The organism is Micromonospora sp. NPDC005252 (assembly GCF_042872475.1).
Classification (GTDB): domain Bacteria; phylum Actinomycetota; class Actinomycetes; order Mycobacteriales; family Micromonosporaceae; genus Micromonospora.
Genome location: NZ_JBIAKN010000003.1, coordinates 521,406 through 543,764, shown reverse-complemented (window position 1 = coordinate 543,764; position 22,359 = coordinate 521,406). Strand labels below are relative to the sequence as shown.

The 22,359-nt window shown below is 71.9% G+C and carries 22 protein-coding genes; 8 read left to right on the top strand and 14 right to left on the bottom strand.

The genetic code is table 11. The features are described from left to right. Positions 1-106: 106 nt before the first annotated feature. The 10 genes from ACFYPH_RS12180 to paaA all read right to left on the bottom strand — a co-directional run bounded on the left by ACFYPH_RS12180 (position 107) and on the right by paaA (position 9,482). Positions 107-1,384 (bottom strand): geranylgeranyl reductase family protein, encoded by a 1,278-nt coding sequence (locus ACFYPH_RS12180; protein WP_363935467.1) that lies wholly within the window; start codon positions 1,382-1,384, stop codon positions 107-109. A gap of 139 nt (positions 1,385-1,523) precedes the next feature. Beyond that, positions 1,524-1,748: a hypothetical protein gene (locus ACFYPH_RS12175; protein WP_387181233.1), complete on the bottom strand. Its 225-nt coding sequence runs from the start codon at positions 1,746-1,748 to the stop codon at positions 1,524-1,526. Positions 1,749-1,856: 108 nt separating this feature from the next. Beyond that, the gene (locus ACFYPH_RS12170) at positions 1,857-2,567 is read right to left on the bottom strand and encodes a demethylmenaquinone methyltransferase (RefSeq protein WP_354853882.1); all 711 of its coding nucleotides are present in this window, start codon (positions 2,565-2,567) and stop codon (positions 1,857-1,859) included. A 195-nt stretch (positions 2,568-2,762) separates the two neighbouring features. Next, positions 2,763-3,995, bottom strand: coding sequence for an LPXTG cell wall anchor domain-containing protein (locus ACFYPH_RS12165; protein ID WP_387181230.1), 1,233 nt, complete (start codon positions 3,993-3,995; stop codon positions 2,763-2,765). A 440-nt stretch (positions 3,996-4,435) separates the two neighbouring features. Then, positions 4,436-5,626: a cyclic dehypoxanthinyl futalosine synthase gene (mqnC, locus tag ACFYPH_RS12160; protein WP_387181227.1), complete on the bottom strand. Its 1,191-nt coding sequence runs from the start codon at positions 5,624-5,626 to the stop codon at positions 4,436-4,438. 191 nt (positions 5,627-5,817) lie between these two features. After that, positions 5,818-6,927, bottom strand: coding sequence for a 1,2-phenylacetyl-CoA epoxidase subunit PaaE (gene paaE / locus ACFYPH_RS12155; RefSeq protein WP_355134256.1), 1,110 nt, complete (start codon positions 6,925-6,927; stop codon positions 5,818-5,820). After that, complete coding sequence (gene paaD / locus ACFYPH_RS12150; RefSeq protein WP_354853870.1) at positions 6,924-7,400, bottom strand: 1,2-phenylacetyl-CoA epoxidase subunit PaaD; 477 nt, start codon at positions 7,398-7,400, stop codon at positions 6,924-6,926. The genes paaE and paaD overlap by 4 nt, the downstream gene beginning before the upstream one ends. Beyond that, complete coding sequence (paaC, locus tag ACFYPH_RS12145) at positions 7,397-8,122, bottom strand: 1,2-phenylacetyl-CoA epoxidase subunit PaaC (protein WP_354853868.1); 726 nt, start codon at positions 8,120-8,122, stop codon at positions 7,397-7,399. Before paaC ends, paaD begins: the two co-directional genes overlap by 4 nt. Further along, the gene (gene paaB / locus ACFYPH_RS12140) at positions 8,119-8,406 is read right to left on the bottom strand and encodes a 1,2-phenylacetyl-CoA epoxidase subunit PaaB (protein WP_266248073.1); all 288 of its coding nucleotides are present in this window, start codon (positions 8,404-8,406) and stop codon (positions 8,119-8,121) included. Before paaB ends, paaC begins: the two co-directional genes overlap by 4 nt. Next, a complete protein-coding gene (paaA, locus tag ACFYPH_RS12135; RefSeq protein WP_355065331.1) occupies positions 8,403-9,482 on the bottom strand; it encodes a 1,2-phenylacetyl-CoA epoxidase subunit PaaA in 1,080 nt (359 codons plus the stop codon). The genes paaB and paaA overlap by 4 nt, the downstream gene beginning before the upstream one ends. Before the next feature lie 371 nt (positions 9,483-9,853). On the opposite strand from paaA, the gene ACFYPH_RS12130 reads away from it, so the two are divergent. After that, complete coding sequence (locus tag ACFYPH_RS12130) at positions 9,854-10,843, top strand: hypothetical protein (RefSeq protein WP_354853861.1); 990 nt, start codon at positions 9,854-9,856, stop codon at positions 10,841-10,843. Continuing rightward, positions 10,843-11,805: a hypothetical protein gene (locus ACFYPH_RS12125; protein WP_387181220.1), complete on the top strand. Its 963-nt coding sequence runs from the start codon at positions 10,843-10,845 to the stop codon at positions 11,803-11,805. The genes ACFYPH_RS12130 and ACFYPH_RS12125 overlap by 1 nt, the downstream gene beginning before the upstream one ends. Positions 11,806-11,917: 112 nt before the next feature. Here the strand turns inward: ACFYPH_RS12125 and ACFYPH_RS12120 are convergent, their stop codons facing one another. From ACFYPH_RS12120 to ACFYPH_RS12110, 3 genes are read right to left on the bottom strand one after another with little or no spacing between them, the layout of a single operon-like run. Then, on the bottom strand, positions 11,918-12,769 hold the full coding sequence (locus ACFYPH_RS12120; RefSeq protein WP_354853855.1) for a menaquinone biosynthesis protein: 852 nt from the start codon (positions 12,767-12,769) through the stop codon (positions 11,918-11,920). 26 nt (positions 12,770-12,795) lie between these two features. Next, on the bottom strand, positions 12,796-14,193 hold the full coding sequence (locus ACFYPH_RS12115) for an MFS transporter (protein ID WP_387181217.1): 1,398 nt from the start codon (positions 14,191-14,193) through the stop codon (positions 12,796-12,798). A gap of 43 nt (positions 14,194-14,236) precedes the next feature. After that, entirely contained in the window at positions 14,237-14,815 is a 579-nt protein-coding gene (locus ACFYPH_RS12110; protein ID WP_387181214.1) for an ArsR/SmtB family transcription factor, read from the bottom strand. Positions 14,816-15,086: 271 nt separating this feature from the next. On the opposite strand from ACFYPH_RS12110, the gene ACFYPH_RS12105 reads away from it, so the two are divergent. Together ACFYPH_RS12105 and ACFYPH_RS12100 are read left to right on the top strand one after the other, a co-directional pair. Beyond that, positions 15,087-16,337: a DUF222 domain-containing protein gene (locus ACFYPH_RS12105; protein ID WP_387181211.1), complete on the top strand. Its 1,251-nt coding sequence runs from the start codon at positions 15,087-15,089 to the stop codon at positions 16,335-16,337. 559 nt (positions 16,338-16,896) lie between these two features. Beyond that, entirely contained in the window at positions 16,897-19,182 is a 2,286-nt protein-coding gene (locus ACFYPH_RS12100; protein WP_387181208.1) for a HelD family protein, read from the top strand. Positions 19,183-19,253: 71 nt separating this feature from the next. On the opposite strand, the gene ACFYPH_RS12095 is transcribed toward ACFYPH_RS12100, so the two are convergent. After that, positions 19,254-19,418 (bottom strand): hypothetical protein, encoded by a 165-nt coding sequence (locus ACFYPH_RS12095; RefSeq protein WP_387181206.1) that lies wholly within the window; start codon positions 19,416-19,418, stop codon positions 19,254-19,256. A gap of 230 nt (positions 19,419-19,648) precedes the next feature. On the opposite strand from ACFYPH_RS12095, the gene ACFYPH_RS12090 reads away from it, so the two are divergent. The 4 genes from ACFYPH_RS12090 to ACFYPH_RS12075 are packed head-to-tail and all read left to right on the top strand — an operon-like array spanning position 19,649 to position 22,312. After that, on the top strand, positions 19,649-20,287 hold the full coding sequence (locus ACFYPH_RS12090) for a transporter (RefSeq protein WP_355134242.1): 639 nt from the start codon (positions 19,649-19,651) through the stop codon (positions 20,285-20,287). Continuing rightward, on the top strand, positions 20,284-20,610 hold the full coding sequence (locus ACFYPH_RS12085; protein WP_234584813.1) for a transcriptional regulator: 327 nt from the start codon (positions 20,284-20,286) through the stop codon (positions 20,608-20,610). Before ACFYPH_RS12090 ends, ACFYPH_RS12085 begins: the two co-directional genes overlap by 4 nt. Then, positions 20,607-21,563 carry an ABC transporter ATP-binding protein gene (locus ACFYPH_RS12080; protein ID WP_354853839.1) on the top strand — a complete coding sequence of 319 codons (957 nt, stop codon included), beginning with the start codon at positions 20,607-20,609 and terminating at the stop codon, positions 21,561-21,563. The genes ACFYPH_RS12085 and ACFYPH_RS12080 overlap by 4 nt, the downstream gene beginning before the upstream one ends. Before the next feature lie 11 nt (positions 21,564-21,574). Continuing rightward, positions 21,575-22,312: an ABC transporter permease gene (locus tag ACFYPH_RS12075; protein ID WP_355064776.1), complete on the top strand. Its 738-nt coding sequence runs from the start codon at positions 21,575-21,577 to the stop codon at positions 22,310-22,312. The last annotated feature ends 47 nt before the right edge of the window (positions 22,313-22,359 follow it).

The window sequence follows — 22,359 nt, the reverse complement described above, 5'->3', positions numbered from 1 at the left end:
CTCGGTGCTTGACGAAAATCACACTATTCACGTCCCTCGCGGTGGCTGCCGGCGGGGGTCGATCTTTGTCGGCGTCGGGGCTGTGACCAGCACCGATGCCGTCGCTCTAGACGGCTGGCGCGGCTTTCGTCATTGCGTTGATGACCCGGTCCATCGCGTCCCCGCCTCGGGGATCGGTCAGATTGGCCAACAACTTGAGAACGAAACGCATCAGCGTCGGGTGGGGCATGCCGTGCTTGGTGGCGATCCGCATGATCTCCGGACGGCCGATCAGCTTCACGAAGATGCCGCCCAGCCGGTAGTAGCCACCGAGCCGGGCCTTCAGCTCGTTCGGGTACGCCATCAGGGCCCGCTCGCGCTCCGGCCCGGCGGGACGCGCGAGGGCCTGCACCGCCACCTCCGCGGCCAGCTCGCCGGACTCCATGGCGTACGCGATGCCCTCGCCGTTGAACGGGTTGACCATCCCGCCGGAGTCGCCGACGAGCAGAACCCCGCGGGTGTAGTGCGGCACCCGGTTGAAGCCCATCGGCAGCGCGGCGCCGAGGATCGGACCGTCGGCGTTGGCCTCGTCGGTCATGCCCCAGTCGGCGGGCGTGTTGGCCAGCCAGTCGGTGAGCAGCCGGCGGTAGTTGGTCTTGCCGAACGCGGACGACGAGTTGAGCACGCCGAGGCCGACGTTGACCCGCCCGTCACCGAGCCCGAAGATCCAGCCGTACCCGGGCAGCAGGTTGTCGCCGCTGTCCTTGCTGCGCAGCTCCAGCCACGACTCCAGGTAGTCGTCGTCGTGCTTGACCGGGGAGTGGTAGTAGCGGCGGACGGCCACGCCGATCGGCCGGTCCTCCCGCTTGGTCAGCCCGAGCGCGAGCGGGAACCGACCGGAGACCCCGTCGGCCGCCACGACCAGCGGGGCGTGGAAGGTGGCGGGCTCCTTGCCGGGCCCCACCTCCGCCTCGACGCCGGTCACCCGGCCGTCGCCGTCGAGCACCGGGCCCAGCACGTTGACGTTGGTCCGCAGTTTGGCGCCGGCCGCGACCGCCCGCTGGGCGAGCAGATCGTCGAAGTCCAGTCGGGTGCGGACCAGGCCGTAGTTGGGGAAGCTGGCCAGCTCGGGCCAGTCCAGTTCCAGGCGTACGCCGCCGCCGATCACCCGCAGGCCGCGGTTGTGCAGCCAGCCGGCCTCGGGCGAAGTGTCCACGCCCATCCGGATGAGCTGGCGCACCGCGCGCGGGGTCAGCCCGTCGCCGCAGACCTTCTCCCGGGGAAACTCGGTCTTCTCCAACACCAACACCCGTACGCCGTGCCGGGCCAGGTGGTACGCAGTAGCCGATCCACCGGGACCGGCGCCAACGACGATGACGTCGGCGTCGTGTTCCACCGCGGTCATTCGCGCCTCCTCCCGCACGCTCGTGAAATGCTTCACAAGCCAGACGGGACGAGTGTATGACCGGCGTCATACCTGCGCAGGATCAGGGGTACCTAACTCGCCGATGTGACAGCCGGCGACCGTCCACAGCAGGCGAGTGTCAGGCCGATCGGGAGGCGTCCAGGCCCGCGTCGACCCGGATCGCCTCCGGCAGATGCTCCCGCAGCGCGCCACCGGCCGCCCGGTCCAGCGCGGCCAGCACCTCGGCGACCACCTGCCGGACGTCCGCCGGATCCGCGCCGGCCAGCGCGCGCAACTGCGCGATGAGTTCGGCCGCGTCGTCGTCGGTGGCGGCCACCGGGTCCGCCGCGTCTGCTCCGGTCATGCGGACGAGCGTACGGGGCAAAGTGGACTAAAGCCGGATATTCCTGAAACGCGTCGCGGCGTCGCGGCGTCTCGGTGTCTCCGCGTCGCGGCGTCGCGCGTCTCCGCGCTACTCGCGGATCCCCCGGTGCAGCGCGACCACGCCGCCGGTCAGGTTGCGCCACGCCACTCGACCCCACCCGGCCGCGGCGACCCGCCCGGCCAGCGCGGCCTGGTCCGGCCAGGCCCGGACCGACTCCGCCAGGTAGACGTACGCCTCGGGGTTGCTGGACACCGCGCGGGCGACCACCGGCAGCGACCGCATCAGGTACGACAGGTAGACCGTCCGGAAGGCCGGGTTGACCGGGGTGCTGAACTCGCACACCACCAGCCGTCCACCCGGCCGGGTGACCCGGGCCAGCTCGCGCAGGGCCGCGTCGGTGTCGTTGACGTTGCGCAGCGCGAAGGAGATGGTCACCGCGTCGAAGCTCGCGTCGGCGAACGGCAGTCGCAGCGCGTCCCCGGCCAGCAGCGGCACCTCGGGACGGACCCGCTTGCCCGCGTACAGCATGCCCAGCGACAGGTCGACCCCGACCGCGTACGCCCCGGACTGGGCCAGCTCGCGCGTCGACACGCCGGTGCCCGCGCCCACATCCAGCACCCGCTCGCCCGGCCGCAGCCCGAGCGCCGCCCGGGTGGCCCGCCGCCAGGAGCGGTCCTGACCGAAGGAGAGCACCGTGTTGGTCAGGTCGTAGCGCTCGGCCACGCCGTCGAACATCGCGGCGACCTCGTGCGGTTGCTTGTCCAGGCTGGCGCGCTGGCCCTGCGGTGTACGGCTCACCCGCTCCACTCTGCCAGCCACGCTCAAGCCCTCGACCGCTGGGTCCGCGTACCCCATGGCAACCGGGAGCGTCGACGCGGCCGGCGGTGGCGGACGGCCGCGCGGCCCGGCATGCGAAAGGGCGGGGTGGTCGCCCACCCCGCCCTCGCGTCGTGCCTACGTCAGATCGTGCCTATCTCTCAGATCGTGCCGACGTCAGTCGGTCGAGGTCTCGTCGCCCGGGGCGACCAGGACGACCTTGCGACGGCGGGAGAGCACCAGCAGTGCCCCGCCCGCGAGCAGGATCAGACCGCCGATGCCACCGATCAGGCCGGCCTGTACACCGGTCACCGGCAGCCCACCGCCACCGGAACCACCGCCACCGGTGGTCGGCGACGTGGTCGTGCCCGGCGTCGTCGTGCCGCCCGGCGTCGGAGTCGCCGTCGGGGTGGCCGTCGGCGTCGGGGTCGGCTGCGCGCTCAGGTCGACGAAGACGTCGAACTGCGCGGTGTTGTCCACCTCGTCGGTCTCGGTGAACGCCCGCCGCTGCGCGCTGGAGGCCACCTGCGGCTGCTCCTCGGGGCTGCCCTCAGCGGCCTCCAGGCCGGCGGCCCAGACGAAACCGGGTCGGAGCACCGGCTCGGTCACGTCCGCGCCGACCTTCACCCGCACGTCGGCGGTGTAGAACTGCCCCGGCTTCAGCACCACGCCGGTGTCCTCGCAGTACGCGTTCGCGAACCCACCCAGCGGCTGCTCGACGCAGCTCTCCGGCAGCTCGGCGAAGGTGACGCCGGCCGGGAGGGTGATCCCGTACGCCACGCCGGTCGCCTTCTTGCTGCCACCGTTGTAGACCGCCCAGTCCAGCGGCGCGGTCTCGCCCCGCTTGACCGGCTTGAGGCCGGACTCGCCGGCCTCGTCGCCGTCGACTGTCACGTCGGCGTAGACGTCCTGCACCCAGGAGGTCAGGTCGTAGCCCGCCTTGGCGACGGTGATGTCGTGCTCGACGGTGACGGGCTTGGCGTTGGCCGCGCTGATGGTGACGACCATCGTGCCGGCGTCACCGCGACCGCCGGTGGAGAACACCGGGATGCCGAAGTCCTCGGTGGTGCCGGCCGCCAGGTCGCCGAGCGGGCAGTCGATCGTGGTGCCCCTGAGGTCGCAGCCGGCCGGCGCGATGACGCCGACCTTGCGGTTCTTCAGGCCCTTCGTCTCCACGGTGACCCGGACGTCCTTGGCGTCGACAGTGCTGCGGGTGTTGTCGACCTGAAACTTGAACGGCTTCGCCTTGGCCGCCTTGACGCCCTGGGCCAACTCGTAGCTGAGGGGCACCAGGGCCAGGTCAGCCTGGTCGGCGGCCTGCGCCGGGGCGGCAACGGTGGCCAGGCCACCGGCAGCGAGCAGTGCCACGACGCCGATACGAGCCAGCGTCGAGCGGTGGAAGGCTGTCATCAGTCCCCCGGGGGTGTAGGGAAGAAGAGAATGAATGGTTGTGGGACCGAGCGGACGTTATCGGAGGTCGATCTCCCCCGCCAGCGTGGCGGACGAATTTCAACCGTCCGGACTGGACCCGGCACACGGTACGGGCGGAATGGTCACCCATCCCGCCCGTACCGCCGTGCGTTATATGAACGACCCTCATGGGCCGATGGAGGACACTCCCTGACCAGCCCATCAGATCACCGTCACCCGGGCGGTCGGGCCGATTCCAGCGATCCGTGCCACCCGCGGTGACGACGGATACGAGGCGGGACGGTAGCGGCCGCCGATCATCTCCACCACCCCCGTGGCGGGCAGCCTGACGGTGCGACGGCGGGGACCACCCGTACCGCCGCCGTGGCCGGGCGGGAGCATGATCCCCGGTCAGCCGAACGGTCGGGGCGGGATCGACCTCAGTTGACCTCGACCAGCGGCAGCGAGCGGCCCGCGCCGCCGCCGGGCAGCGCGATCGAGGAGAAGTGCGAGACCACCCGCTCGTCGGTCGGGTCGTCGGCCGGCGTGTGGTGCACCGCCAAACGGTTGTAGAGGGTGTCCCGCTGGGCCGGGATCCGGTCGGCGGAGCGGATCATGCCGATCAGCTCGTGCAGGTTGGAGCGGTGCCGGGCGCCGGCCGAGGAGATGACGTTCTCCTCCAACATGATCGAGCCGAGGTCGTCCACGCCCATGTGCAGCGACAACTGCCCGACGTCCTTGCCGGTGGTCAGCCAGGACGCCTGCAGGTGCGGCACGGTCTCGAAGAAGAGCCGGGCCACCGCGACCAGGCGCAGGTACTCCAGCGTGGTCGCCTGGGTGCGACCCTTGAGGTGGTTGTTCTCCGGCTGGTACGTCCACGGAATGAAGGACCGGAAACCACGGGTGCGGTCCTGCACGTCGCGGATCATGCGCAGGTGCTCGATCCGCTCGGCGTGCGTCTCGCCGGTGCCCATCATCATGGTCGCGGTCGACTCGATGCCCTGCCGGTGGGCCAGCTCCATGACCTCCAGCCAGCGCTCACCCGACTCCTTGAGCGGGGCGATGGCCCTGCGCGGGCGCTCGGGCAGCATCTCCGCACCGGCGCCGGCGATCGAGTCCAGGCCGGCGGCCTTGATCCGGGCGATGGCCTCGTCCAGGCTCACGCCGGAGACCTTGGCCATGTGCAGGATCTCGCTCGGCCCGATCGAGTGGATGGCCAGCTGCGGGTACGCCTGCTTGACCGAGGAGAACAGCTCCTCGTAGTACTCGACGCCGTAGTCCGGGTGGTGGCCGCCCTGGAGCATCACCTGGGTCGCGCCCAGCTCGACCGCCTCGCCGCAGCGACGCAGGATCTCCTCCGTCGGGTGGGTCCACCCCTCGGAGTGCTTCGGCGCCCGGTAGAACGCGCAGAACTTGCACGCCGTCACACAGACGTTCGTGTAGTTGATGTTGCGATCGATCAGGTAGGTGACGATGTTGTCCGGGTAGCGCCGCCGGCGCACCGCGTCCGCCGCCTCGCCCAGGGCGTGGAAGGGCGCCTCGGTGTAGAGCAGCAGAGCCTCCTCGGGCGTGATCCGCCCGCCGTCCGCGCCACGCTGCAGGATGTCGTCGATCTCCCGGCTCACCGTCACGCCTCCGAGCCTACGCCCGCCCCGCGCCCTCTCCCGGACGGGTGCTGACGGCTGTGATGCGCTGCGCACCCCCCGGGCCGGGGGCCAGCCCACCGTGCGGCCGTCCTGACTGCCCCATCTTTGGGGCAGCTCGACAGGCTCGGTATCGACCGTGGACCGTCCGGCACGCCACACGGTCCGCGAGTCGGCCGTCAGGCGTCGTAGTCGACCGTCAGCCTGTCGGTGGTCGGGCTGGACTGGCAGGTCAGCACGTAGCCGGCGGCCAGCTCGTCGGGCTCCAGGGCGTAGTTGCGGGCCATCGTGACCGCCCCGTCGACGACCTTCGCCTTGCAGGTCGAGCAGACGCCGCCCTTGCAGGCGTACGGCAGCTCGCCGCGCACCTTGAGCGCGGCGTCCAGCACCCGCTCCTCGCGGCCCATCGTGAAGCTCGACGACCGACCGTCCAGCACGATGGTGACGTCCGAACCGGTGCCCGGCTGGTCGACGGGGCGGGCCACCGGCTCCGGTGGCGCGTCGACGTGGAACAGCTCGGTGTGCACCGCCGACTCCGGCAGCCCGCGCGCGGTCAGCACGTCCCGGGCGTCGACCACCATGCCGTACGGGCCGCAGAGGAACCACTCCTCAATGACCTCGCCCGGCACGATGGTGCCCAGCAGGCGCTCCAGCCGTTCGGCGTCGATCCGCCCGGAGAGCAGCGGCGACTCACCCTGCTCCCGGGACAGCACGTGCACCAGGTGCAGCCGGGTGGGGTAGCGGTCCTTCAGGTCGGCCAGCTCCTCGGCGAACATGACCCGGTTGGCCGTGCGGTTGCCGTACACCAGGGTGAAGGTGCTGGCCGGCTCGACGGCCAGGGCCGTCCCGACGAGCGCGAGCACCGGGGTGATGCCGGAGCCGGCGACGACCGCGCCGTAGTGGCGCACCCGGTCCGCCGCGAACGCCGTGGTGAAGGTGCCCAGCGGCGTCATCACCTCGACGGTGTCGCCGCGGCGCAGCGCGCCGCAGGCGAACGCCGAGAACGCGCCGCCGGGGATCTCCCGCACCCCGATCCGCAGCCGGCCGTGCCGGGCCAGGTCGTCAGGGGTGGAGCAGATGGAGTACGACCGGCGCACGTCGTCGCCGTCGTCGGTCACCCGCCGCACGGTGAGGTGCTGACCGGCGCGGAACGCGAACGCCTCCCGCAACTCCTCGGGTACGGCGAAGGTGACCGCGACCGAGTCGTCGGTGAGCCGGTCGACGGCGGCGACCGGCAGCGGGTGGAAGGCCGGCCGGCGGCGGACCGGCCGGGAGATGGTGACTGTCACAGCGCCTTCAGGTGGTCGAAGGGTTCGGAGCAGGAACGGCAGCGCCACAACGCCTTGCACGCGGTCGAGCCGAACCGGCTGACCTGCTCGGTCTCCGGCGAGCCGCAGAGCGGGCAGCGGACCGCGAGGGTCAGCGCCACCACGCCGGGGGCGGGCGCCGGCGACGGCGGGGCGATCCCGGCGGCGGCCAGCTTGGCCCGCCCGACATCGGAGATCCAGTCGGTGCTCCACGCTGGGCTGTAGACCGTCCGCACCTCGGCGTCCGGATAACCGGCCGCGGCCAGCGCGCGCCGGACGTCGGCCCGGATCACGTCCATGGCGGGGCAGCCCGTGTAGGTCGGGGTGATGGTGACGGTGACCCGGCCACTGGCCCGGTCCTCCTCGACCGCGCGCAGGATCCCCAGCTCGTCGATGGTGATCACCCGGATCTCCGGGTCCACCACGCTCGCCGCCGCCATTCGCGCGTCGGTCACCACTGCGCCCCGGGGTGGGCGCGGTGCAGCACCTGCATCTCGGCCAGCAGGTAGGACAGGTGCTCGGTGTGCACGCCGGCCCGCCCGCCCGTCGGAGCCCAGCCGCGCTCCGGGCGGGTGAGCGTCGCCTCGGCCAGCACCGGGCCGACGGTCTCGTCGAACGCCGCCCGCAGGCCCGCCGGGTCGACCGGCGCTGCCGGGTCCGCGGCGAACAGCTCGTGGGTGTACGGCCAGACGTGGTCGACGGCCTCCTGCATCCGGCGGTGCGACTCCTCGGTGCCGTCGCCGAGCCGCTTGACCCACAGCGCGCCGTGGTCCAGGTGGTACGCCGACTCCTTGCGCGCCTTCGCGCCGATGGCGGCCAGCCGCTCGTCCGGGCAGGACGCGAGCGCGGTGTAGAGCGGCAACTGGTACGCCGCCAGGAAGAACAGCTTCGCCATGGTCACCGCGAAGTCGCCGTTGGGCAGCTCGACCAGCAGCACGTTGCGGAACTCGCGGTCGTCACGCAGGTACGCCAGCGCGTCCTCGTCCCGACCTGCCGCCTCCAGCTCACCCGCGTACGACAGCAGCAGGCGGGCCGCGCCGAGCTGGTCGAGGGCGATGTTGGCGAGCGCGATGTCCTCTTCCATCTCCGGCGCGCGGGTCGTCCACTCGGCCAGCCGCTGCGCGGCGATCAGCGCGTCGTCGCCGAGGGCGAGGGCGAAGCCGAACGGCCCGCTCACAGGTGTGCCACCCCGTCCGGCACCTCGTAGAAGGTGGGATGGCGGTAGACCTTGTCGGCGGCCGGGTCGAAGAAGGCGTCCTTCTCGTCCGGGCTGGACGCGGTGATCGCGCCCGCCGGCACCACCCAGATCGACACGCCCTCCTGTCGGCGGGTGTAGAGGTCGCGGGCGTTGCGCAGGGCCAGCTCGGCGTCCGGGGCGTGCAGGCTGCCGACGTGGGTGTGCGACAGCCCGCGCCGCGCCCGCACGAAGACCTCCCACAGAGGCGAGTGCTCGTTGCTCACGCGGCCACCTTCTCCCTCTTGTCCGCTCGCTTGGCGGCGTACGCCGCGGCGGCCTCGCGTACCCATGCGCCGTCGGCGTGGGCGGCCCGGCGGTGCGCCATCCGCTCCCGGTTGCACGGCCCGTTGCCCTTGATGACCTGCATCAGCTCGTCGTAGTCGGGCTGGCTGTAGTCGTACGCCTGCCGTTCCTCGTTCCAGCGCAGGTCGTCATCGGGAATGCGCAGCCCGAGGATCTCCGCCTGCTGGACGCACATGTCGACGAAGCGTTGGCGCAGGTCGTCGTTGGAGAAGCGCTTGATCTTCCAGGCCATCGACTGGGCGGAGTGGGTGGAGTCGCCGTCCGGCGGGCCGAACATGGCCAGCGACGGGTACCACCAGCGGTCCACCGCGTCCTGGGCCATGGCCTTCTGTGCCGGGGTGCCGTGCGCCAGGGTGTGCAGGATCTCGTAGCCCTGGCGCTGGTGGAACGACTCCTCCTTGCAGACCCGGATCATCGCCCGCGCGTACGGGCCGTAGGAGCACCGGCACAGCGGCACCTGGTTGACGATCGCCGCGCCGTCCACCAGCCAGCCGATCGCGCCCACGTCCGCCCAGGTCAACGTGGGGTAGTTGAAGATCGAGCTGTACTTCTGCTTACCGTCGAGCAGCAGCTGGACCAGTTCGTCGCGACTGATGCCGAGGGTCTCGGCGGCCGCGTAGAGGTAGAGACCGTGGCCCGCCTCGTCCTGGACCTTGGCCAGCAGGATCGCCTTGCGCTTGAGCGAGGGCGCCCGACTGATCCAGTTGCCCTCCGGCTGCATGCCGATGATCTCGGAGTGGGCGTGCTGGGCGATCTGCCGGATCAACGTCCGGCGGTACGCCTCGGGCATCCAGTCGCGCGGCTCGATCTTCTGCTCCGCGTCGACCACCTCGGTGAAGTACGCGGCCAGGTCCTCGTCCGGTGCGGGACCGCCGCGGCGCTCGCGCGCGGCGGCGGCACGCAGCTCCGCCTCGGCGGCCTCGACCTCGCCGAGCAGGCCCGCGCCGGGCGCGTCGTCCGGTGCGTCGCCAGGGGCGGAGAAGTCGTTGCCATACATGTGGACAAGTGTTACAGCTTGCGCCCTGATGCACCAGGGGGTGTAACAGGAAACCCGAATGACGTTCCGTCACCGATGGGCAGTTCCTGGCTACGGATCGTGACTCAGCCTCCTATGACTTGGGTCACGGGAAGAAGATGAAACCCCCCAGAAGCCGCAGACCAGCGTGATTTTCCACCGATGTCGCACGTTGCCTGGTGTCGGACCCTGGTGCCCGGCCCGTCCGGACGTAGACTTCTGCCGGTCACACGATCGGCTGCCCCCACGCCGTCTCCACAGAGGCCACCGCCCCCGGCCTTGGCGCACGCACCGGTCGCCCCGGACAACGAAGCCGGTCCCCCCGGCCCTGACATCTGGAGCTCACCCAACTCATGCGATCTCGCGTGACCATGGTGTTCGCCATCGTGGCGGTTCTTCTCGGTGGCGTCCTGCTGGTCCCCACCGCGTACGCCCGACTCTCCACCGACGACAGCGGTGGTGGAGGCGGCGGTGGCGGCGCCAGCGTCGCCGCGCCCGCGCCCACTCCGCCGCCACCGCCCACGCTGGCCGCCGGCCGGGTGTCGGTGAGCTTCAAGGGCGAGTTTTTCTCGTGGGCGTTGATGGACCGGCAGACCGGCAAGATCTCCGGCTCGTCGAACATGGCCTCGACCAGCTCCACGGAATCGATGCTCAAGGCGTGGATCGTCTCGGACTATCTGCGGCAGCTCAAGGACCGGGAACCGCCGGCGAACCTGAAGAAGGCGGCCAGCCTCGCCATCCGCAACAGCGACGACGACGCGGCCAACGCGGTCTACAAGGCCGCCGGCGGCTCGTACGCCGTGCCGCCCGGCGGGCAACCCGGGCCGGTCGTCAAGCGCGCGATCAGCATCTGCGGTCTGACCGACACCAAGCGCGGCAACGTCCCGAAGTACGAGGGTTGGTGGAGCTTCACCCGCATGTCCCCGCGGGACGCCGTCCGGCTCGGTGACTGCATCGCCGACGGCAAGGCCGCCGGCCCCAAGTGGACGAAGTGGGTGCTCAGCGAGATGAGCCAAGTCAAGGGCACCACCGCAGCCAAGGACCAGAAGCTCAAGTCCGGCGGTGGCCGCTGGGGGATCATCAACGGTCTGCCCAAGTCGATCACCGCGCAGGGGCCGGTCAGCATCAAGAACGGGTGGACCGCGATCAACTACGACGGCAACTGGCACGTCAACTGCCTCGCCGTCAACGGGAAGTGGAGTCTCGCGGTGATGCTGCGTTACCCGATCAAGAACGGTCTGGACTACGGCGCGCAGGTCTGCGCCAGCGTGGCCACCCAACTGGTCACCCCGCAGCCGGGCGCCGCGCTCAAGGTGCCGCAGCAGCCGGTCGGAAAGCTCTGATGGCCGGCAACCGGCGGGCCGACCGGCGCGGTGCGGGCGAGACCTCGCCGCTGCGCCTGATCGCTGTCGCGGTCATCCTCATCGGGCTGGTGCTGGTGTCGCTACGGCTCCTGCCCGGGTCGCCGTTCGAGTCGTCCGCGGCCGCCAAGTGGGGTGACTCCGAGGCGACGACCAGCGACCGGTCCACCGGAGCGGCCACCGACCGCAGTGCCCGTCAGCCCTCCCCGCCGTCGCCGAGCCCGAGCCCCTCGCTGGCGCCGCTGCCGTTCCAGGCCAAGGACCTCAACCTCGACATCCAGGGCTGGTACTCCTGGAGCGTGCTCGACCGCCGGACCGGAAAGATCATCGGTTCGAAGAACATGGGCGAGACCAGCACCACCGCCTCGATGATCAAATCCTGGATCGTCGCCGACTATCTGCGTCGCGCCGCCGACGCCGGCCAGACGCCGAGCGACGCGAAGCTCGCCGACGCCACCCGGATCATCCGGGACAGCGACAACACGCGGGCCGAGCAGTTCTACAACTCGGTCGGCCGGGACGCCTCGATCCGACGGCTGCTCTCGATGTGCAAGCTGACCGACAGCAGCGTCGCCCCCGACAAGGGGTGGTCTCGCACGGCGCTCTCCCCCCGCGACACCGCTCGCCTGGGCAACTGCATCGCCACCGGCACCGCCGCCGGGCCGAAGTGGACCAAGTGGCTGCTCAACGAGATGAAGCTCGTCCGCGGCGCCGGTGACTTCGGCATCCGCAAGGCGTTCCCGGCCGCCGAGCAGAAGCAGATCGCCATCAAGAACGGGTGGATCGACCGGACCGCGGAGCAGGAGATGCACATCAACTGCCTGGCCATCGGGGACACCTGGACGATGGGCGTGATGGTCAAGTACCCGATCGGCATGGGCTACGACTACGGCATGAAGAACTGCGAGAAGATCACCGAGGCACTGCTGCGCCCCGGCACCTGATCACGCGCCGACCGCTGTTGGTCGGCGCGCCTCGGGCGCTCGGGGCGGTCGGCTTGGCTCGGCGCGGGGAGGTCGGCTCGGCTCGGCGGTCGGCTCGGCTCGGCTCGGCGGCTCAGCCGGCGAAGAACTCCGGGCCGCCGTCGGGCAGCGCCGGGACCTCGCCGAGCGCGGCTACCCGCCGGGCGAACTCGCGCAGCCCGGCTACCTGCCGCTCGCCGAGCGAGAAGTCCAGGATCCGGAAGTACGTGGCCAGCGTCGCGGCGTCGAACGCCTCCCAGCGCGCTGCCGCCTCGGCGACCTGATCCAGCTCCGAGAGGCAGAGGTCGCGCGAGCGAAGGAACGCCTCGTGCACCTCCTTGACCAGGCCCGGGTGTGCGGCGGCGAAGTCGCGGCGGACCGCCCAGACGGCGAAGACCATCGGCAGCCCGCTCCATTCCCGCCAGGCCTGTCCGAGGTCGGTCACGGTGAGGCCTCGCAACGGCGCCTCGTGGTAGGCCCGAAGCGCCACATCCCCGATCAGCACCCCGGCGTCGGCTTCCAGCAGCATCTGGGTCAGGTCCGGAGGGCAGCGGAAGTAGTCGGGCCGCACGCCGTACCGCTCGGCGAGCAACAACTGCGCGAGCATGACCCCGGTCCGCGAGGTCGAGCCGAGCGCCACCCGGGCGCCGTCCAGCTCGGCGAGGGGACGGGTGGAGACCATGTTGACCGAGAGCACCGGCCCGTCGCTGCCCACCGCCAGGTCCGGCAGGAGAAGCAGCTCGTCGGTGTGCTTCAGGTACTCCATCAGCGTGATGGGGCCGATGTCGAGGTCGCCGGCGACCAGCGCCGCGCTCAGCCGGTCCGGCGAGTCCTTGTGCAGGTCCACGTCGAGCAGGGTGCCCGAGCGCATCAGCCCCCAGTAGATGGGCAGGCAGTTCAGGAACTGGATGTGCCCGACCCGCGGGCGTGCGACGCGCTCAGCCATGACCCGACCGTATCCCTGGCCTCCGGTCAGGGCCCGGCGGGCCGGCCCGGAGTGGCCAACCCCGCATCCGTCCCACCCGGTCGCAGAGCCTCCGATCCGGTCGTTTCCTCGCACTCGGGGCCGGTGGACTGCGGGCGTACCGGTCCGGCAGTCGTGTCACGCCCCGGTCCGGCCGACTGCTCGCGTACCGGCCTGCGTACCGCCCGGGCGACGACCGGCACGAACACCAGCACCACCAGGAGCCCGGCCGCTCCGGCCCCCGCGATCAACGGCCGGGGCGACACTTGCGTGAGCAGCGCACCGCCGAGCAGATAACCGGTCATCGAGCCGCCCTGCACCGCCGCGCCAAAACTGGCGTACGAGCGGGCGTGCATCGCCTCCGGCACCCGGCGGGCGATGAGAAGGTTGGCGAAGACGTTCGTCAGGCCGTTCGCCGCGCCCGCCACCAGCCAGAGCGGCACCAGCACGCCCGCTGTCGGCACCAACGCGGCCAGCAGCACCATCAGGCTGCACCCCGCGAGCGCGATCAGCACTCCGCGGACCAGCGCACCGTCGTCGTCGAGCCGGCGCGCGAGCCGCGCCGCCAGCCAGCCGCCGGGCAACATCCCGGCCATCCAGGCGGCGCCGACGAGGCCGTACGTGGTGGCAGACCCCTTCAGCGTCTCCCGAATGAAGAAGACCTCGATCACGTTGATGCCGCCGATCGCCGCGATCACCACGGCGGTGCTGACCACCATGACGAGCATCAGCGGGTCCAGCCGCAGTCGCCAGCCCTCGGTCGTACCGCCCGCAGTAGGCAGCCCGGCCACGGACGGCCCGGCGGCGGTCGGCACGGCGGCTGCGGTCCGGCGACCGCCGCGTCGGGTCCGCAGCAGCAGGCCGGCCGCCACGAGCGCCAGGTAGGTCGCGGCGTCGACCAGCAGCGGTACGCGGGTGCCGAACTGCCCCACCAGCAGCCCGGCCAGCACTGGGCCGCCGAGCGCGCCGAGGGAGACAGCGGTCTGACTGATCGCATTGGCGCGGGGCAGGTCGGCCCGGCGGACCATCGCCGGGAGCAGCGCCGCCAGGCAGGGCTGGGTAACCGCGAGCCCGGAGGCGAGCAGCGCGACGAGCGCGACCACCAGGACCGGTTGGGCGACGACGGCGAGCAACGTGCAGATCGCGGCCTGGGCCAGCCCGACGGTCACCAGCAGGGTACGGCTGTCGACCCGGTCGGCGAGCCGGCCGGCGAGCGGTGCCAGCACCACCAGGGGCAGGGTGGCCGCGAGCAGCAGCCCCGACACGGCGGGCCCGCCGGCTCCGGCACCCTGCAGAGCCAGCGCGAGCGCGGTGGCGGCGAGGAAGTCGCCACAGATCGTGGTTCCACGGGCGGCGGCGGCGAGCCACACGTCGGACCAGCGCGACCGTCCAGTTGTGAAGGACATACTTCGAAAATAATCCTTCACAACTGGTCGACACAGCCCCCGTCTATGCCAGCGGCACCGTCCGGTACTGAACGGCGACGGAACGCGCGTCCGGTGGCACATCCCTGCGGTGCCGTGGGTAGTACGGCCTCAGCAGCGCCAAGACCGCTTCGTTGAGGGCGGCCAACTCCTCTGCCGTGAGCACGAGCAGCGCCTCGTTGAACAGCGCGGCGTCGTACCACTCAGGGGGTTCATCCCCGGCGCGGCGCAACCAGTCCCGGGTCCGCTCCATGGCGCGCACCGCGTGCGCCTCCACCAGAGCCTGTTCCGCGGCCCGCGCCTCGGGCCCGGCCTCGCGGCCCGCGTCGACCATCAGGCTGGGGCTCGACGTGCGCCACACCCGCTCCCGGGCGTCCCCTCGGCTCGGCGCCTGCTCCACCAAGCCGAACTTCGCCAACGCCCGCAGGTGATAACTGGTCGCGCTCGGTGACAGCCTGACGATCTCCGCACACTCGGTGGCGGTGCCGCCACCGACTTGGCTATGGAGATACTCCATGATCGCGATCCGGGCCGGATGGGCCAGCGCCCGCATCACCTGCGGGTCACTGACCATCCGAAGCGGCTCGGGACGGGCCTCGGTCATGCCTCCATGATCCCGGCCGCCCACCTGACCCGCCATCACCCCTCGCATCCCGCCCACGTCGGACCCCCGGCGCAGGCCCATGCCGCGATCACCCAACAGCCGAGGGGGCCGAACTCGTCGTCGCCGGCTGCGTCGACGCCAGTGGCGGCCTTCCTTCGCGTCACCGCGGACCGCCGGCAATTGCGTACCCCGAATTGGCGGGTTGGCGGGGCCGAGCAGGACAGTCATCCGGCGGCGCAAAGTTGTCGTACACCTGTTCTATCGTGTCTTCATGTTGGGGGCGTTGACACAGGCGAGCGGTGCCGTCGACGACTGCGTCGAGGCCGCGGCGTGGGCCCTCTCCGACAACGAACTGCTCGCGTCGCTCGACGCAGCTCACCAGGTGGTGCAGCGATTGGCCGCCGTCCAGCTCGGTCTGGTGCGCGAGCTGGATGCCCGGGGTCTGGCCGTTGCCGAAGGCGCCTCGTCCACCTCGGTCTGGCTGCGGAATCGGCTCCGGCTCTCCAGCCGATCCGCCCGCCAGCTCGTTCAGCTCGCGGCCACCCTCGACGCCGCGCCACCAGCGGTCCGCGATGCCGTGCACGCCGGCACCATGACCGTGGAGCAGGGGCGGGTGCTGGCGGAGACGATCGCCGCCCTGCCCGCCGAAGCCGGGCCGGAGGTGGCCGACAAAGCCATCGAGCTGCTGATCTCGTGGGCCGATCGGTTCGACCCGGCCACCCTGAGCCGTCTCGGGGAGCGCGTCCTCGCGCACGTCGCGCCCGACCTGGCAGACCAGGCAGAGCTGAGAGCTCTGCAGCGGGCCACCGAGCGAGCCGAGGCCCGCCGGCACGTCACCCTCTCCGACCAGCAGGACGGTCAGGTACGCCTCAGCGGCACCCTCGACACCGAGACCGCGAGCCTGCTGCGCGAGGCGATCGATCCGCTCTGCGCCCCGGTCGGTGAGCACGACGAGCGCAGTCCCGGTCAACGCCGGGCGGACGCACTCGGCGAGATCTGCCGACTGGCACTGCGCACTGGCGACCTGCCCGACAACGGTGGAGACCGGCCGCAACTGGTGGTCACGATGTCACTGGACGCCCTGGTCAACGGCGTACGGGCGGGCACCCTGGAAACCGGGGTGCGTCTCACGCCGGGCGCGGTCCGCCGCCTGGCCTGCGACGCCGCGGTGCTCCCGGCCGTGTTGGGCGGCAACAGCCAGATCCTGGACGTCGGGCGTCAGCGCCGCCTCTTCACCGGCCCCCTGCGGCGCGCGCTGGTCCTGCGCGACGGCGGCTGCGCCTTCCCCGGCTGCGACCGGCCGCCGCGATGGTGCGATGGTCACCACATCCGCCACTGGGCCGACGGCGGCACGACGACGCTGAGCAACGCGGTCCTGCTCTGCGGCCACCATCACCGACTCCTGCACCAGGGTGACTGGACCGTCCGCATCGCAGCGGACGGCAGGCCCGAATTCCTCCCGCCCGACTGGATGGACCCGCTCCGCACGCCTCGTCGCAACCTCTACCACCGGCGCTGCTGAATCCCGCGAGGCTCACCCATCGCAAACCGGCCGAGCGCAGCGGGCCGAGCCCAGCTACCGGATCGGCGGCTGGATCGCCCACGCCTGTCCCGCCGCCCCCGACGCGCCGGCAAAGCCATCTGGCCGGTCCAGGTCAGCCCATCGCGACCCGGCCGAGGTTGGCATGCGCTGCCCCCGACCGGCCCAGGTCGGCCCGCCCTGCCTGCTCAACGCCAGCCGGCCCAGGCTGGTCATCGCCCAGGCTGGTCATCGCCCAGCCTGGCCACCGCCCAACATCGGCCTCAGGGCCGCCCGCGACGTACCGCACCCGCAACACCGGGGCCGCAGACGATGATCTCGTCGAAGTGCGCGCCCGCGCTACGTCGTCATGCGCCACGCCAGCCTGAACGGGTGGTCCGGTCGGTAATTCGGTGGAAGGGGTCTTCGGAAGGGCGTAGGGTTGCAGCCCGCTTGACGGCCGAGGTGAGCTGCACCGGAACGGACGTCACCGCGCCGGGCGGGCGGCCATCCGCCACCGGACACGCGAGCGCGCAGCAGATGTGAACGATGGGACGTCAGCATGCCCGCACCTGACCTGGACACCCACCCCGACACGGATCTGGTCGCCGAACGCGCCCATCTGGCCACCTCGCGCGCGGCGCTCCGCCGGATGCGGGAGCGGGCCGAAGCCCTCTTCTCGACCGGTGACCAGGTGGCCGGCGACCCGTACGCGGCGGAGATGCTCGGCCGTACGCTGGCCCGCCGCGTGGCTGAACTGGCCGACGACCCCACCACACCGCTGTTCTTCGGCCGCCTCGACTTCGGTCGAACCACGAGCGGCGAGAAGACGGCCACCGGACTCACGACCAGCGCCACCACGACCAACGCCGGCAGCACCAGCAGCGCAGCCACCACCAGCAGCACGACCATCACCAGCGCCGGCGTAGGAGGCGGAGGCACCGGAGGCGGCAGCGGCGGCAGCGGCGGTGCCGGCAGCAGCGGCGGCGGTGCCGGCAGCAGCGGCGGCGGCGGTGACCATGACGGTCGGCGGTATCACGTGGGGCGGCGGCATGTGACCGACGAGCACGGCGAGCCGCTGGTGCTGGACTGGCGGGCGCCGGTCTCCCGGTCGTTCTACCGGGCCAGCGCGCGGGATCCGCAGGGTGTGGCGGTCCGGCGGCGGTTCGGGTTCAGCAACGGGGTCTTGACCAGTTTCGAGGATGAGCGGCTGGACCGGGGCGAGGAACTGGGCACGAACAGTCGGATTCTCACCTCCGAGATCGAGCGACCGCGCGTCGGGCCGATGCGCGACATCGTCGCCACGATCCAGCCGGAGCAGGACGAGCTGGTTCGGGCCGACCTGGCCGACTCAATCTGCGTGCAGGGGGCGCCGGGCACCGGCAAGACGGCGGTCGGCCTGCATCGGGCCGCGTACCTGCTCTATCTGCACCGCGAGCGGCTGCGGCGGGCGGGTGTGCTGATCGTGGGCCCGAACAGGGCGTTCCTGTCGTACATCGCGGCGGTGCTGCCGGCGCTCGGTGAGGTCGAGGTCGAGCAGGCCACCGTGGAGGAGCTGATCTCACGGGTACCGGTGCGGGCGGTGGAGGCGCCGGCCGTGGCCGCGCTCAAGCACGACGCGCGGATGGCGAGCGTCCTGCGGCGCGCGGTGCAGACACAGATCGGTACGCCGACCGACTCGATCACCGTGTCGGACGGTTCGTTCCGATGGCGGATCGGGCTGGAGCCGCTGCACCGGATCGTCGAGGAGACCCGTCGGGAGGGGCTGCCGTACGGCACCGGCCGGGAGCGGGTCCGGGCACGCGTGGTGAGTCTGCTGCAACGGCAGGCCGAGGCGCGGCGAGCGGAGTCGCCCGGCGACGCGTGGCTGCGCCGGATGAGCCGGTGCCGGCCGGTGGTGGACTTCCTGGACGCGGTCTGGCCGGCGCTCACCCCGGAAGGGCTGGTGCACGGCCTGCTCTCCGACCCGGCCCGACTCGCCGCCGCGGCGGACGGGTTGCTCAGCGACGCGGAGCAGGCGCTGCTGGTCTGGGCGAAGCCGGCCCGTACGCCGAAGGCCGCCCGCTGGACCGCCGCCGACGCGGTGCTGGTCGACGAGGCTGCCGGGCTGCTGGAGCGCCCCTCCGGATTCGGGCACGTGGTGGTGGACGAGGCTCAGGATCTCTCTCCCATGCAGTGTCGGGCCATCGCCCGCCGCAGTGAGCACGGCTCCGTCACCTTGCTCGGTGACCTCGCGCAGGGCACCGCGCCGTGGGCGGCGACCGACTGGCGGGAGTCCCTGACCCACCTCGGCAAGCCGGACGCCGTGGTGGTTCCGCTGACAATCGGTTTCCGGGTGCCCGCCGCGGTGGTCGCGTTCGCCAACCTGCTGCTGCCGGCGCTGGCGGTGGACGTACCGCCGGCCGAGTCGCTGCGTCACGACGGCGGCCTGGATGTGCGTACCGTGACCGATCTGACCGCCGCGACGGTGGCCGAGGTACAGGCGGCGCTCTCGCACGACGGTTCGGTCGGTGTGATCGCCGCGGACGACGCGGTCGACGAGCTGCGCGCGGCGCTGGCCGCCGCCGGCGTCGCCACCGCGACCGCCGACGACGTCGCCGCCGCGGAGCGGGTCACCGTGGTGCCCGCGACGCTGGTCAAGGGTCTGGAGTACGACCACGTGGTGGTGGTCGAGCCGGCCGCGATCGTCGCGGCCGAACCACGCGGGCTGCACCGGCTGTACGTGGTGCTCACCCGCGCGGTGTCCCGCCTCTCGGTGCTGCACCGCGAACCGCTGCCCGCGCCACTGCTGCCCGCGCCGCCGCAGACACCGTCGCAGGCCGCACCACTGGAGTCGGCACCGCTGTAGGCCGCGCTGTCCCCGGCGGCGATGCCGCAGACCACGGCCAGCTCGCCGGTGCTCGCGGCAGGTCGAGCGGGTCAGCGGCCGGTGAGTGCGGCGGCGATCTCGCGAAGTGGCGTGCCGGGCTCGGCGATCGGCACCGTGAACGCCAGCCACGAGCCGTCGGTGAACTCGATCCGGAGCCGCTTCGGGTTGAGCCGGTGCCAACCCACCCGGGCGTCGGCCACCGCGGGCCGGGGCACGGACCAGACGATCCGGGTTTCGGCGGCGGCCCGCAGTTCGTCCGGCTCGACGAGGTCGGTCAGCCGCGACTGGTAACTGATGCCGGCCCTCCTCTGTGTCCTGTGCCACTGTGTCCGGTGCGACGGATCAGCCGCTGACGAGTCCCACCGTAGGCGCCGAGCGCCGCTGTCGGGTACCCGCCACCGGAGCGGGGCACACGACTTCAGCTTTGCGCCGTAAAGTTGTTTGCGTGGAACAGGACGATGATCGACCCCCCGCCGACGCCGCTACGGCACTCCAACTGATCCGTGACCAGCGGGCGGCCACGGTCTCCCGGCTGGAACCCGACGCCCGGCTGCTCTACTGGCCGTGGGGCGTGGCCTGGCTGGTCGGCTTCGGGCTGTTCTTCCTGCGCTACTCCCCGGGTGGCCGGGTGCTGGTCCGGTTGCCCGACTGGCTGCCCCTGACCGCGCTCTTCGCCCTGCTGGTGGCCGCCGGCGCGATCCAGGCCGTGGCCGGCGCGCGGGCGTACGGCCAGGTGACCGGGGACTCGGCCCGGCGCGGCCGCTGGTACGGGTGGGCCTGGGCCCTGGGCTCGATGAGCGTGTACGCGGCGGTCGGCCGGGTCTCGGATCACCTGCCGCACGATCTGGCGGCGCTGCTCTGGTCCGCTGCCGCCGTGGGGCTGACGGGGGCGTTGCACATGGCGGGCGGCGCGATCTGGCTGGACCGGGACCTGTTCCGGCTGGGCGTCTGGATCAGCGTGATCAACGTGGTCGGCGCGATCGCCGGGCCGGGTTGGCACGCGCTTGTCGTCTCGGTGGCCGGCGGGGTCGGGATCCTGATCGCCGGAGCCATCGCCCGACTGCGACAGCGACGGCGGTCATGACCGACCTCGACCCGGTCATCCACGCCCAGGCGCGGCTGCGGGTCGTCGCCGCGCTCTCCGCGCTCGGCGACGGGGACCGGATCACGTTTCCACGACTCCAGGAACTGCTCGCGATGACCGCCGGCAATCTCTCCGTCCACCTGCGCAAGCTGGAGGACGCCGGGTACGTCGAGATCAGCAAGACCCATCGTGGACGCACCCCGGCCACCCTGATCCGGCTCAGCCGGCGGGGCCGGCTGGCGTTCGAGGAGTACACCGAAGCCATCCGCACCCTGCTCGATCCCTCCCAGCTCGGCCCCACCCCGTCGAAGGAGCAGTCATGACCCTCGCCCGCGCCGACCAGGCCAGCCGCCGGTACGGCGACGTCCTCGCCCTCGACCGCGTCGACCTGGAGGTCCGGGCCGGCGAGCTCGTCGGCCTGCTCGGTCCCAACGGCGCCGGCAAGAGCACCCTGATGAACCTGCTGGTCGGTCTGCGTCGACCCAGTTCGGGCCGGGTCGAGTTGTTCGGCCGCGACCCCCGCGACCCGGCGTCCCGACGGCAGATCGGCGTCACCCCGCAGGAGACCGGGCTGCCGGGCACGCTGCGCGTCGGCGAGGTCGTCGACTTCGTCTCCGCGCACTACCCCGACCCGGTGCCCCGGGATGAGCTGCTCGACCGCTTCGGCCTGGGCGACCTCGCCCGGCGGCAGACCGGCGGGCTCTCCGGCGGCCAGCGTCGCCGGCTGGCCGTGGCGCTGGCGTTCGTCGGCCGGCCCCGGCTCGTGCTGCTCGACGAACCGACCACCGGTCTGGACGTCGAGGCCCGGCACACCCTGTGGGACGCGATCCGCGCGTTCCACACCGACGGCGGAACCGTCCTGCTGAGCAGCCACTACCTGGAGGAGGTGGAGGCGCTCGCCCACCGCGTGGTGGTGATCGGGCAGGGTCGGGTGCTCGCCGACGACACCGTCGAGGCCGTCCGCGGCATCGTCGGCGTACGCCGGGTCAGCCTGGTCGCCGACGAGCTGCCCGAACTGCCCGGCGTCGTACGCGCCGAACGGATCGACGGACGCCTGCACCTGCTCACCACCGACGCCGACGAACTGGTCCGGGCGCTGGTCGGCTCCCGAGCGGCGTTCACCGACCTGGAGGTGCGGCCCACCTCGCTGGAGGAGGCGTTCCTCGCCATCACCAGCGGGACGGGCAGCCAGGAGCAGGCCCACGTCGCCGCGCAGTCCACCCCCGACGACCCCGCCACCACCGCCGCTGCCGGCGGCCGACCCACCACCGTCTGAGGAGGCGCACCGTGCAGCTCGCCCTGGTCCACGCCCGCTACCAACTTCTGGAGATCATCCGGATCCCGGTGGCCGTCTTCGGCAGCGCCTTCTTCCCCGCCGCCGCCATGATCTTCTTCGTGGTGCCGTTCACCGGTGACGACGCGGTCGGCGCCACCTTCGCCACCGCGTCGATGGTCACCTTCTCGGTGATGAGCGCCAACATCTTCCAGTACGGCGTCGGCGTCGCCGAGGACCGCGACCAGCCGTGGAACCCGTACACCCGGACCCTGCCGGCCGGACCCGCGCCCCGCTTCGCGGGCCGGGTGCTGGCCGGCCTCGCGCTGACCTACCTCTCGCTGATCCCGGTCGTGGTGATCGGCGCGACGCTGACCCCGGCCCGGGTCACCCCGCTGGCGTTCCTGCTGACCGCCGTCACGGTGGCCGTCATCTCGGTGCCGTTCACGCTGATGGGGCTCGCCATCGGCTACTCGCTGCCCAGCAAGGCGGCGATCGTGGTGGCGCAGGTTGTCTTCCTGCCGCTCGCGTTCGGCGGCGGGCTGCTCTCCGCCCCGGGAGACGCGCCCGGGTTCATCGAGACGATCGCGCCGTTCCTGCCCACCCGGGGCGCGGCCGAGCTGATGTGGTCGGCGGTCGGCGACTACCCGGTCGAGCCGCTGGCGCTGATCATGCTCGGTGTCTGGGTCGTGCTGCTCGCCTCCCTCGCTGCCTGGGCGTACCGACGGGACGAGGGTCGCCGGTTCAGCTGACGATTCGCACGTTTTTGCCCCGTGCCACAGCGGGACGGTGCCAGGAT